Below are 11,249 nucleotides of genomic sequence, written 5' to 3'. Positions count from 1 at the left end.
CGGCGAAGACCAGCCACCACACGATGGTGATCTTCACCTGGACGCCGCCGACGTCGAAGGACGACGCGAAGATCTTCTTGGCCTGGTCGAAGCCGTCCATGGTGCTGATGTCGTCGGTGGCGACGTTGCCGGTGACCAGTTTGGTGACGGCGAGGTTGACGCCCTGCAGGATCAGGAAGCTGCCCAGGGTGATCAGGAAGCTGGGCAGGCCTGTCTTGACGACGAGCCAGCCGTTGAGGAAGCCGATCCCCAGTGAGACCACCAGGGCGGCGATCACACCGACCCATACGTTCATGGTGAGTTGGTAGCTGAGCATCGACGCGGTGAGCGCGGAGGTGATGACGGCGACGCCGGCGGAGAGATCGAACTCGCCGCCGATCATCAGCAGGGCGACCGGCAGGGCCATGATCCCGATGGTCGACGATCCGTAGAGGATGTTCGCCATCGACGCGCCCTCGCGCACCGGCGGAGCGGTGATCAGGAAGAACACGTACACCGCTGCGGCGCCGAGGAAGACACCCACCTCGGGACGCGCCAACAGCCGTATCGCCTGCGGACGTTCGGCCGTGCGGCCGTCAACCTCCTTGGGGCCGGGGGCCGGCGGTGAGGTCACCGCCGGTTCGGCGTGCTGGGTCATGCTCATCACCGGGTTCCGTTGGCGGCGAACTTGGCGACGCTGGCGACGTTGGTCTTGTCGATGAATGCCGGTCCGGTGAGGACGGGCGCCGTGCCGCCGCCGCTGAAGTTGCCGTTGGTCTTGTAGAGCCACAGCGAGTCGACGGCCAAGTAGCCCTGGAGATACGGCTGCTGGTCCACGGCGAATTCGATCTTGCCGTCCTGGACGGCCGCCACCAGGTCCTTGCTGAGGTCGAAGGTGGCGAGCTTGGCCTTGCTGCCGGAGTCGGACAACGACTGGATCGCCGTCAGCGCGATCGGGGCGCCGAGGGTGACCACCTGGTCGATGGAGGAGTCCTGGCTGAGCTTTGCGGTGATGGTCGACTTCACCGACGGCATGTCGGTGCCGTTGACGTAGAGGATGTCGGTCCTGCCGCTGAAGCCCTTCTTCAGACCGGCGCAGCGGGCCTCGAGGGCGACCTGACCCTGTTCCTGGATGACACAGAGGGCGTGCTTGGCGCCGAGTTGGTTGAGTCGTTGGCCGAATGCCTGGCCGGCGATGTTCTCGTCCTGGCCGAAGTACTCCAGCATGCCGAGCTTCTTCCAGTCGCTCACGCCGGAGTTGAAGCCGACCACGGGGATGCCGGCCGACTTGGCCTTGGCCACCACGTCCTTCATGGCGTCCGGCTTGGCGGCGGTGAGTGCGATGCCGTCGACCTTCTGGTCGATCGCGTTCTGCACGAGGTTGGCCTGGTTGCCGGCGCTGGGGTCGCTGGAGTAGACGAGCTTGACGTTGTCCTTGGCGGCGGCGGCCTGGGCGCCCTTGCGGACCAGGTCCCAGAAGGTGTCGCCGGGGGCGGCATGGGTGATCATGGCCACCGTCATACGCGGGGTGGTGGCCTTGCCGGCCGAGGCGTCCGCACCTCCTCCCTCGGACTTCTTGCCGCCCGAGCTGCTGGAACAGCCGGCGGCGAACAGAGTGCCGACCAGAACGGTGGCGGTGAAAACTGCGGCTCGGTGGTTTCTGCGCATGTCCCTTGCACCTCGCTGTGCTTGTCAGGGTGGAGTCTGTGGTGGGCTGAAGCGCGTCCCGCGCCGGCGGCCGATGCGTGTTGACCGAGTGGCGACGCGGTGCGTGAGTGCTGTGTACGTGCCGTGCGTGGCGGCTCTTCTTCTGCGGCGGTCGCTGGTGTAGGCCGCCTGTTCAGCGACTGGAGCGCTTTAGTAGCGCGCTCTAGTTGGAGAGACTATGGGGCCGACTCTGTGGGGATGTCAACAGGTATGTCAGGACGTACCAACAAAGTGTTCGGAATGAAATTGAGCTGCGGATCCGGTCATGAGATTGGTTGCAACGACCACCTGACCGCCCTCGGCGAAGGACTGATCGACGCCGGCCGGACGGCCGGGGCTCACGGCCTCCGGACCAGACGTGTGCCGGTTCGGGCAGCGATATCCTCGGGGCTTCGCGCCCGCGCTGGATCAGCTGGGCGAGGCGAGGGGCGTGCGGCGCTTGGTTTGCCCAGGGAAAGAAGCGGGCGAAGTCTTCCAGCAGACGCCGGGGCGGCGTGGGGGCCATGTCTCATGCCTCTCACGCAGTCGCCGTCCGTCGTGGTCCGCTCGTCGTGGCGGGAGGTCTGCCTTGCCGCGCCCGCGATGGTCTCAGTGGCGGACATGGTGCTCGCTACCCTTGCCCTGGCCGCGGGCGCGCCCGATGACCTCCAGCCGCTGAAGGCGTCTTCGTGCATCTTGCCGACGACGGTCGGGATGTTGGGGGGCGGTGAGCTGGACCATTGTGCGCAAGGGGTCGACGGCCCTCCAGTCGCTGCTCCTGATGCACCTTGCGACCACGGTGTTCACCTACCGCACGGTCATCCCTGTCGTAGCCGCGGCGACAATAGGTGGAGAACGTAGGGCGGGCACGGACTACGGTCCCCTCCCGGCCCGACACCTGCACGGCTCATGGTCTGCAGATCAGAGGCGCCTCGGTGCGGTCGGCGATGCCCTCGGCGGTCGCACCTGGCGCGCATTCCACGAGAGCGAGGCCCCCGGTGTGACGGCGAGCACGACCAGGTCCGTGATGATCCGATGGACGCATCGTTCGCCGGTGAGCGGGAGCGTGTGCACTCCCGCGTCGGATTCGATCGCCAGCGCCGGGTCGGACACTGGCACGGTACGGACGCCGTCGGCCTGGAACGCGCCGACGACCAGCGAGGCGCCGGTGTCGTCGAGTACCGATCGCAGGCGCTCCGTGGGGTGACGGGGGTCCAGCGGCACATAGCAGGCGCCGGACTTCAGGACGCCGAGGAGGCCCACGACCAGGTCGATGTCACGCTCCAAGCAGACGCCGACTGGTACTTCGGGACCGGCGCCCAGAGCCCTGAGCCGGTGGGCGAGACGGTCCGCCGCCGTGTCCAGCTCGGCGTAGCTCAAGCTGCTCCTTCCGTCGGACACCGCAGTCCGTCGCGGGTGGCGTGCTGCTGTGCGGGCGAACACCGTGTGCACGCAGTCCGTCGTCCTCCGGTCATGCAGGGTTTGTGTCGTCATGAGGCGGCGCCCCGGCGCGTGTACCAGTCGTCGCCGACGACCATGTCGTCGACTCCGCGTGCCTCGCAGTACTCGGTCAGCTCTGGCATCCGGTTGGTGAAGCCCCGGCCGTTGAAGTTGAGGGAGGTGTTGCACAGGACTCCGGCGCCCCGTTCCCGCGCGAACTCGGAGAGCAGGGTGTGGAGTTCGGCGTTGTCGGCACGGCTGACGGTATGGACGCGCGCTGCCGTCGACATGGGTGACGGCGTGCAGTTCGCTGCTCTTTACCTTGCGGAAGTAGAGCATGCAGGGATCGTCGAAGTCGCCTTCGAACAGGTCGGCGACGTCCTCGGCGCGGCAGCAGGGGGCGATGGGCCGGTAGTCCTCGCGGGCTTTGATCTCGTTGAGCCGGTCGCGGGTGCGTGAGGTGAAGGGCTCGGCCAGCAGGGAGCGGTGTCCGAGGGCGCGCGGGCCGATCTCCCAGCGTCCCTGTACCCAGGCGACGACATGTCCGGCCGACAGTGTCCGGGCGAGCCGATGGTGGTCCAAGGGCTGGTGCGACCACAGGGAGCTGTCCGGGGTGCTGTCCTGGTCGAAGGGCAGGCCTCCGTAGACGTTCCAGTCCACGGTGTAGCGGCCTGTCGCGTGATGGAGGGCGTCGACGGCGGTTCCGATGGCCGAGCAGGAGTCGTTGGTGCACGGGGGCACGAACACCGATGAGAAGTGATCGGACTGCCGCCACATGCCGTTCCAGTCACAGTCGAGGCCGCACCCGCCGGAGATCAACAAGGGCGTCCCCGAGGAGAGATGGCGCCGTGCGGTGTCCTCGAAGAGCTGGAAGACACGGCGGGTCAACAGAGCGGCGGCGGTTTTGGTGGCCTGGCTGGTGACTCCGGAGTTGTAGACCGGAGAGTGCCTGAAGTCGCTTTTCGGCAAGGGTAGTTCGGCGGCGGGGCCCAGCAGCCGGTCGACGGTCGCCACGATGTCCGCATCCGCGTCTTCGGCTCGTCCGAAGGCCGAGAGCGCCATCAGTTTGCCGCTGTCGTGGAACCACTGATGCGTCGCGTCGCTCGGGTAGGCGGGATCCGCGATGGCGAACAACTGCGCGTAGCGCACCCCGGGTTGGCTGAGCACCGGAATCGTCCTGACGTTCCGGGCGTTCCGGTCGACGACGTAGTAGGCGCCGGTGTAGCCCTCCCACGCGAGCACTGAGCCTTTTCAGCGTTGCTTCTCCAGGGTGAGGACGGCTTTGGTGATGACGCTCATGCGGTTGGGGCTGATGCGGGATCTGCGGAAGATCTGCCAGGACTTCAGCCGTGCGATGCCTCGTTCGACGGGTGCCCGGGCCGAGGACAGGGCCCGGTTCTCGGTCCGTTCGGTGAGGGTGAGTTCACCGCCCGGCGGGCGGCGCTTGGCGGTGGTAACCCAGTCGCCGGCATCCGGAGGATCTTGTGGGTGCGGGCGGCCGTCAGATCGTGAGTCCGGCCCGGCAGTGCCGGCGACAGCCACAGAATCTCGCCGGCCGGGTCTGTGACGACCTGCACGTTCACCCCGTGCCGCCTGCGTTTCGAGGAGTAGTCGGCCCTGCCGTCGCCGACGCGGTCGCACTCGGCGAGCGTGCCGTCCAGAAGGACGAAGTCCGGGTCGTGCGCGCGCAGCGTCTTCAACAGGCCCGGCGCCTGCTCGGCGAGCAGGCCGGTGACCGCGGTGACGTAGGCGTGGGCGGTACCGACGGATATCCCGAAGGCTCCGGCGATACGGGCGAGGGTGTCGTGGCGACGCAGGTACACGAGTGCGACCAGCGCACGGCGGTGCGGCGGGAGTTTGCACCGCCGGTCACCCTCACGGGTGACGATGAGCATCGTGACCCCTTAAGAATGCTGGTGGTCCGGGAGGGCTGGGTGTGGCTGATAGTGACCTGCCGTTGATGGCTCGGAGTGAGTGGCCGCCCGGTCCTCCGGGACGCTCCGGCTGCTGATTGAGAACTGCGGTCATCGCTGGTTAAGGGCTTGGCGGCGGAGTGTTCCCGGACCTTGAGGGTGCTGGTGCCTGAGGAACGGAGCAACGACGGTTACGGAACGTCATGAGCAGATCTGGGTCGGCATCGACGCCGGCAAGGCCCATCACTGGGCGGTTGGAGTCAACGGCAGCGGAGAGAAGGTGCTTTCGAGGAAGGTCGTCAACGGTGAGGACGACATCCTGGCCCTGATCGTGGCGGCGTGCGAGACGGCCTACGAGGTGCGGTGGGCGGTGGACATCTGCGGCCGGGCCTCAACACTGCTGCTTGCACTGTTGATCGCCCATGGCCAAAGCGTGGTGTATGTGCCTGGACGCACGGTCAACCGAATGTCCGGGGCCTACCGCGGCGAGGGGAAGACCGACGCGAAGGACGCCCTGGTCATCGCCGACACCGCGCGTATGCGCCAGGACTTCACGCCCCTGAGCCTCCCGGACGAGACCGTAGCCAACCTCCAGTTGCTCACCGCGCATCGAGCCGACCTGATCGCCGACCGGGTACGACTGATCAACCGGCTGCGCGATGCCCTGGTGGGCATCTGCCCTGCTCTGGAGCGGGCCTTCGACTACTCAGCCGCCAAGGGGCCGGTCGTCCTGCTCACCGAGTACCAGACCCCGGCCGCTTTGCGGCGGGCCGGCACTAAGCGGCTCGCGGACTGGCTGGCACGACGCACGGTCCGCAGTGCAGCCGAGGTCGCCGCCCGCGCGGTCGAGGCAGCCCAGTCCCAGGTGCTGCCCGGAGAGAAGCGAGCCGCCAAACTCGTGTGCGACCTCGCTCACCAGCTCCTCGCGCTCGACGAATGGATCAAAGACACCGACCGAGAGATCCGCGAGTCCTTCCACCTCGACGAGCGCGCCGAAGTCATCTTGTTCTGTCACGTCTACGGCCGCAGCGGACGCTCCTCGGACCAGTTCGTGCCCGGCTGGCCCTCCTCGTTGGTCGCCGCGCTGGAGTCGGGCCGGACCTCGTGGTGTCAGATCCTGGACGCGCTGCGGCTGGGGCCGGCCGACGATGTCGCCGAGGTCACTGCCGCCCAGGTCCGCCGGGTGGTCACCGACCTCATCAAGATGGGGCGTTGGAAGCCGGGTGACCGCGACATCCTGGTTGTCTTCGATGCCGGATACGACGCTCCGCGCATGGCCCATCTCCTGGCCGGACTACCGGTGGAGATCCTGGGGCGGATGCGCACGGACCGTGTGATGCGCAAGCCGGTTCCGGTCCCGTGGATCTCTCCGCCACAAGGAGGACGCCCGCCGAAGCACGGCAAGGAGTTCCGCTTCGCCAAGCCTGATTCCTGTGGCGATCCGGACGCGGAGACCGTGCAGGTCACCGACCGCTACGGCACCGCTCGCGTGATGGCCTGGAACCGCATTCACCCGAGGCTGACCACGCGCTCGGCGTGGATCGACCACACCGGCGAACTCCCTGTCATCGAAGGCACGTTGATCCGTCTGGAGGTCGACCGTCTGCCCGGCGGTCACGATCCACTGCCGGTCTGGCTGTGGTCGTCGGCGACCGGCCTGTCGGGGGAGGACGTCGATCTGCGCTGGCAGGCGTTCTTGCGCAGGTTCGATCTGGAGCACACCTTCCGGATGATCAAGCAGACGCTGGGCTGGACCCGCCCGAAGCTCCGCACGCCCGCGGCGGCGAACCGGTGGACCTGGCTGATCATCGCCGCCCACACCCAACTCCGCCTCGCCCGGCCCCTGGTCGCCGGCCTTCGCCGTCCGTGGGAGAAGCCGGCGGACCCGGGCCGACTCACCCCGGCCCGGGTCCGCCGGGGGTTCAGGAACCTCCGCCCGAACCTGCCCTGTCCGGCCCGTGCGCCAAAACCCAGCCGGCCCGGCCCCGGCAGGCCGCTCGGCTCGAAGAACCGGCGCCCCGCCACCCGCTACGACGTCGGCAAGACCACCAGACGCCCCGAAAGCATCACCGAACGCGACCAGCTCAGACGCTGAACACGGCTTCAGAAGGGAACGACCAGCCCGGCTTCTCGCAGCCCAAGCAATGCCCTGCCCATGCACTCGGCGGCCGAGGCCCCATCGGCCCTCATCCCACCATCCAGGGGCCCACCAGAGGCTGCGAATGTCCACGCCGGCTGACCGGCACGCATCCGCTCCGCGTCGACCCGGATCATGGCACCTACGCCCTGCTCGCCGAGCCATTCCAGGATGAGCATCGTCGCGTCCTCGACGCCGCTGTCCAGATCCACCTTGGGCCGTCGCCCCACTCCCTTGGCCATGGCCACAACCCTACTCAGGGGCTGGATTGGCCTTGTCGCACGCTTTCAGGCGGCTCAGACCATAAAGAACAAGCTCAGTGCCTGTTCCATATCCGGTCATCCCAGGCATGGCCGTGGGCCCTCGTTCCGCGGAGAGATCGAGGGCCCACGGCTTGGACTGTGCCGGTGGCCGCGGCAGCGCATAGGGTGGTGACAGCCCGTCCCGCACTCAGGGGTGGGTGGTGTGCCGGGAAGCCTGGTCGGCGACGTGTCCGTCGCGCCCGGAAGGCTTCTCGTGCAGCTCAGGCCCCCTCCCCGCCATCGTGACCGGATCGTCGTCCGGCTGCGAGGAGAGCTGGCCGCGAGCAGGGCGCCCCGCGTCCGAAAGAGACTTCTGAGAGCGTTTGCCCGGGCCCCCGACCTGATGGAAGTCGACCTCGGCAAGGTCACCTATCTCGCCCCCGAGGTGCGAAGACTGCTGCTGGCAGCGGCGGCCTTCGCCCGCCGTTCCGGCATGCGCTTCGTCATCAGCCGTGCTTCGCCTCTCAGCCTGCGTGTGCTGGACGAACTGGGCATGCGACGCCTGACGGAACCCCCCTTCCCGGCCCGTAGCTGCGCAACGAGAACAAGAATCTGGCGATGCCATCCTCGAATACCCCGTCCCCTCAGCCTCCGCTCACCCCGCAGGAAGGCGCGGTCCAGGAGGTCCTGATCTGCTTCGATGCCTATGCCCGCATCCGCGCTTCACGGGACAGCGTCCTTGCCGCCTCCCGCGTCGGGCCGCGCGAGGAAGAACGCGCCTTCGCCGATCTGCAGCAGGCGGTCGCCCGACTCCGCGCCTCTTCCCGGCCTCGATAGGGGCGGATGACGACCGTGTTGACGCGGCGGTCTCGCGGCTGAAGTGTCTGCGGGATCAAGGGAGTTCATGGGAAGGTGGGCTCCGGCCCGAGACCCCGGTCGAAACCCTGGCCCGAGACCCCGGCCAGGGCCCCCGGGACGGTCCGGGTGGAGTTGCCGACCGTGAACTTGAGAACGATCAGTCCCGGTGGGGGTGACGGCCGCGGATCGCCCGCCGAACCGTTGCTTCGACCCCTCGGTCACCAGCGTGTCCGGACACCTCGGCCCGGGTCCCGAGACGGGCGCCGCAGTGAGCGGACCGCGAGTACCGTGCACAACGTCGCCATGGGCAGCTCGATGCCGACGGCCATCGCGACGGCCGTGGTGAACTCGGTGCCCGCGGCCGAGGTTGTCACGTCGAACCAGGCGTCGGTGACCAGGAGGGCGGCGGTGGCCGTGGCCGTGAGGGCGCAGCGGGGATCCCGGCGCAGCAGCAGCCGGCCGGTGGTGGCCAGTCCGAGTGCCTCGAGGGCGTCGAGTCCCACCCAGGCGGTCGACCAGTGCCGGACGCGGGTGGTGGTCGGCAGGGTCTTGGCGAGGACGACGAGCCAGGGCAGCATGGCGACGCCGCAGCCGACGAGCGCGAGGCCGAGGTAACGGGGCTCGCCCCTGGGCCACTTGCGTCGCGACGACGGCCCAGGACCGGGCGTCGCCTCCGCGTCGTAGGGAACTGCGGTCTCATGGAGTTCGGTGATCGTCCGCCCCGCGGACCGCGGCTGCTGCGGCGCCTGCTCACGGTGGGCTCCCGGATCTTCAACGTGTGGTGCGTCCATGGCGTCTTCCACCCTGTTCCTGTTGGTACCGCAGCGGGTCTGCGGCCTTGTGGAAACAGCGTGGCTGCGGGGCGTGCGAAGGTCAGTAGCGGACGGATCCGGCTTCGGGGTGGTGCGGGCTTCACCATCGACCCTGAGGACAGGTGGATGGTCCCCGCCCCGCCTGGAGCTTTACGGTCGGTCCATGACGCTTCCCTCCGTACTCGGGCCGCCCAGCCGTTTACTGCGACGACGGGTCAGGACGGCCCGGCAGGACACGGCCTTCCTGGCTGCGGGTGTGGTGCCGCATCTCGCCGCGGTACCGGTGTGGCTGTGGCTCGGGGCCAAGCCGGTCGTCGGATCGGTGCACACGCCTTGGGACATCGTTCCCGGGCTGGTCGCCGTCGTCCTCCTGCTCCTCCTGGTCGCGCTGCCGCTGACGGCGGTTCAAAGGTGGCGTCATCAAGAACTGCTCGGAGCGGACATCCCTCGCTCCCTGCCGGTCTCGGCAGCGGCGGCGGGACAGCGTCTGGGGCCGCATCACCTGCTCCGGCTGTTCACTTCCGCGCAGACCTGGCGGAAGGCCGCCTATCACACGCTCCTTGGGCCGCTTCTCGCCGCCGCGGAGGTGCTGGTCCTGGCCGTATGGGGCACCGGCATCGGGTGCGCCACCGTCTGCGGGTGGATGTGGGCCACGCACACGGGACTCATCCAGGCGGCATACGTCACCGCGGGGGGCGTGCTGCTCATCGCCGCGGCGCCCCCGCTCGCTGCAGCGGTGACCCGGGTGGAGACGCGCGCGGCGCGGGCGCTGCTCGGGCCTAGCCGTGCGCAGCGACTCGAGTGGCGGGTCACGGATCTCGCCGCCCGACGCGCCGACCTGGCCGAGGCGGCCGACGCCGAGCGCCGCCGGATCGAACGGGATCTGCACGACGGCACTCAGCAGCGCCTGGTCTCCCTCGCGGTCAATCTGGGGCTGGCCAGGGCGACGCTCACGGACCTGCCGGACGAGGTGCTCAGGGTGATCGACGAGGCGCACCGTGAGGCGAAGGAGGCCATCAGCGAACTGAACGACCTCGTCCGTGGACTGCATCCCGCGGTGCTCGACGATCGCGGCCTCGACGCGGCGCTGTCCGGTCTTGCCGCCCGGGTAGCTGTGCCCGTACGCCTCCACGTCGACCTGGACGGGCGAGTGGCGCCCCGTACCGAATCGGTCGCGTACTTCGTCGTCTCCGAGGCGCTGACCAACGTCACCAAGCACTCCCGCGCCACACGCGTGGACGTGAGCGTACGGCGGACCGGAAACGTGGTGCGGGTGGAGGTCACCGACGACGGTGTGGGTGGCGCCGGTACGGCCGCTGGCACCGGGCTGGCCGGGCTGGCCGGGCGCGTCGGTTCCGTCGACGGCGTCTTCCGGATCAGCAGCCCCGCCGGGGGCCCGACGGCGGTCGTCGCGGAGCTGCCGTGGGAGCCGCTGTGCGAGCGGTGATCGCCGAGGACTCCGTGCTGCTGCGGGTGGGGCTGGTCAAGGTGCTTGAGATGGCGGGCTTCGAGGTCACGGCCGAAGTGGGCGACGCCGAGGCGCTGTTGGCCTCGGTCGGGGAACACCGGCCTGATCTGGCGATGATCGACGTCCGCATGCCGCCCGGCTTCACCGACGAGGGCGTGCACGCGGCGTTGGCGATCCGTCGGCAGTGGCCGACGACGGCTGTCGTGCTGCTGTCCCAGTACGTCGAGGAGCGGTACGCCGCCGACCTGCTGACCGCCAACACCAGCGGGGTGGGCTACCTGCTCAAGCAGCGCGTCGCCGACGTCGAGGAGTTCGCCGCGACCGTACGGCGGGTGGCGGCCGGCGGCACGGCACTGGATCCACAGGTCGTCGCCCAGTTGCTGCTGCGCCGTGACAGCGACCCGCTGCAGCGGCTGACGCCGCGCGAGCGAGAGGTACTCGCCCTGATGGCCGAAGGCCGCTCGAACGCCGCCATCGCCGAAGACCTGGTCGTCACCGACAGCGCGGTCGCCAAACACATCAACAACATCTTCGCCAAGCTCGACCTGCCCCCCGCGGATGGCCATCACAGGCGCGTCCTTGCCGTCCTGCGTTTCCTGCACGGTCCGTCAATTGATCGCAGGCTTCGCCCTCCTGGCGGAACCACCGGCAGCCCCGATGGCCCACCGTGAGACAAGCCATCTTGAACGGCGAGTCCGCCCCACTCCGATCAGT

At 68.7% G+C, this 11,249-nt stretch carries 8 protein-coding genes and 5 pseudogenes; 6 read left to right on the top strand and 7 right to left on the bottom strand.

Going from position 1 to position 11,249, the window contains the following annotated elements; genetic code table 11:
* The 5 genes and pseudogenes from SSP08S_RS53995 to SSP08S_RS57945 form a co-directional block, all read right to left on the bottom strand.
* Positions 1-643: ABC transporter permease (locus SSP08S_RS53995; protein WP_019075955.1), on the bottom strand; the 643-nt coding region annotated here is incomplete at its 3' end.
* Positions 643-1,647 (bottom strand): sugar ABC transporter substrate-binding protein, encoded by a 1,005-nt coding sequence (locus SSP08S_RS53990; RefSeq protein ID WP_019075954.1) that lies wholly within the window; start codon positions 1,645-1,647, stop codon positions 643-645. The genes SSP08S_RS53995 and SSP08S_RS53990, both read right to left, overlap by 1 nt.
* A gap of 939 nt (positions 1,648-2,586) precedes the next feature.
* A pseudogene (locus SSP08S_RS64120) lies at positions 2,587-3,093 on the bottom strand (AMP-binding protein); the annotation flags it as partial.
* Between the two features lie 62 nt (positions 3,094-3,155).
* Positions 3,156-4,167, bottom strand: a pseudogene (locus SSP08S_RS64725) (carbamoyltransferase C-terminal domain-containing protein).
* A gap of 189 nt (positions 4,168-4,356) precedes the next feature.
* Positions 4,357-5,000: pseudogene (locus tag SSP08S_RS57945) on the bottom strand (transposase).
* 187 nt (positions 5,001-5,187) lie between these two features.
* Here SSP08S_RS57945 and SSP08S_RS64400 point away from each other — a divergent pair.
* Together SSP08S_RS64400 and SSP08S_RS64395 are read left to right on the top strand one after the other, a co-directional pair.
* A pseudogene (locus SSP08S_RS64400) lies at positions 5,188-6,021 on the top strand (IS110 family transposase); the annotation flags it as partial.
* Positions 6,022-7,113: pseudogene (locus SSP08S_RS64395) on the top strand (transposase); the annotation flags it as partial.
* Positions 7,114-7,121: 8 nt separating this feature from the next.
* Here SSP08S_RS64395 and SSP08S_RS62990 read toward each other — a convergent pair.
* Entirely contained in the window at positions 7,122-7,397 is a 276-nt protein-coding gene (locus SSP08S_RS62990; RefSeq protein ID WP_051106222.1) for a hypothetical protein, read from the bottom strand.
* Positions 7,398-7,611: 214 nt separating this feature from the next.
* Here SSP08S_RS62990 and SSP08S_RS64720 point away from each other — a divergent pair, with 214 nt between their 5' ends.
* Positions 7,612-8,088 (top strand): STAS domain-containing protein, encoded by a 477-nt coding sequence (locus tag SSP08S_RS64720; protein ID WP_078532912.1) that lies wholly within the window; start codon positions 7,612-7,614, stop codon positions 8,086-8,088.
* Positions 8,016-8,234 carry a hypothetical protein gene (locus SSP08S_RS60545; protein ID WP_078532911.1) on the top strand — a complete coding sequence of 73 codons (219 nt, stop codon included), beginning with the start codon at positions 8,016-8,018 and terminating at the stop codon, positions 8,232-8,234. Before SSP08S_RS64720 ends, SSP08S_RS60545 begins: the two co-directional genes overlap by 73 nt.
* Positions 8,235-8,473: 239 nt before the next feature.
* On the opposite strand, the gene SSP08S_RS64110 is transcribed toward SSP08S_RS60545, so the two are convergent.
* Entirely contained in the window at positions 8,474-9,046 is a 573-nt protein-coding gene (locus SSP08S_RS64110) for a hypothetical protein (protein ID WP_019075951.1), read from the bottom strand.
* A 184-nt stretch (positions 9,047-9,230) separates the two neighbouring features.
* On the opposite strand from SSP08S_RS64110, the gene SSP08S_RS53955 reads away from it, so the two are divergent.
* Together SSP08S_RS53955 and SSP08S_RS53950 are read left to right on the top strand one after the other, a co-directional pair.
* Positions 9,231-10,514 (top strand): sensor histidine kinase, encoded by a 1,284-nt coding sequence (locus SSP08S_RS53955; protein ID WP_051106218.1) that lies wholly within the window; start codon positions 9,231-9,233, stop codon positions 10,512-10,514.
* A complete protein-coding gene (locus SSP08S_RS53950) occupies positions 10,502-11,206 on the top strand; it encodes a response regulator (RefSeq protein ID WP_019075949.1) in 705 nt (234 codons plus the stop codon). Before SSP08S_RS53955 ends, SSP08S_RS53950 begins: the two co-directional genes overlap by 13 nt.
* Positions 11,207-11,249: the final 43 nt, after the last annotated feature.

The organism is Streptomyces hokutonensis (assembly GCF_000376565.1).
Lineage (GTDB): Bacteria > Actinomycetota > Actinomycetes > Streptomycetales > Streptomycetaceae > Streptomyces > Streptomyces hokutonensis.
Note: the sequence above shows the minus strand (reverse complement) of the source record. Positions and strands in the feature narration are given on the sequence as shown.

Coding starts and splice junctions, on each gene's coding strand:
- SSP08S_RS53990 (WP_019075954.1), bottom strand. CDS start 1,647: ATGCGCAGAAACCACCGAGCCGCAGTTTTCACCGCCACCGTTCTGGTC.
- SSP08S_RS62990 (WP_051106222.1), bottom strand. CDS start 7,397: ATGGCCAAGGGAGTGGGGCGACGGCCCAAGGTGGATCTGGACAGCGGC.
- SSP08S_RS60545 (WP_078532911.1), top strand. CDS start 8,016: ATGCCATCCTCGAATACCCCGTCCCCTCAGCCTCCGCTCACCCCGCAG.
- SSP08S_RS64110 (WP_019075951.1), bottom strand. CDS start 9,046: ATGGACGCACCACACGTTGAAGATCCGGGAGCCCACCGTGAGCAGGCG.
- SSP08S_RS53955 (WP_051106218.1), top strand. CDS start 9,231: ATGACGCTTCCCTCCGTACTCGGGCCGCCCAGCCGTTTACTGCGACGA.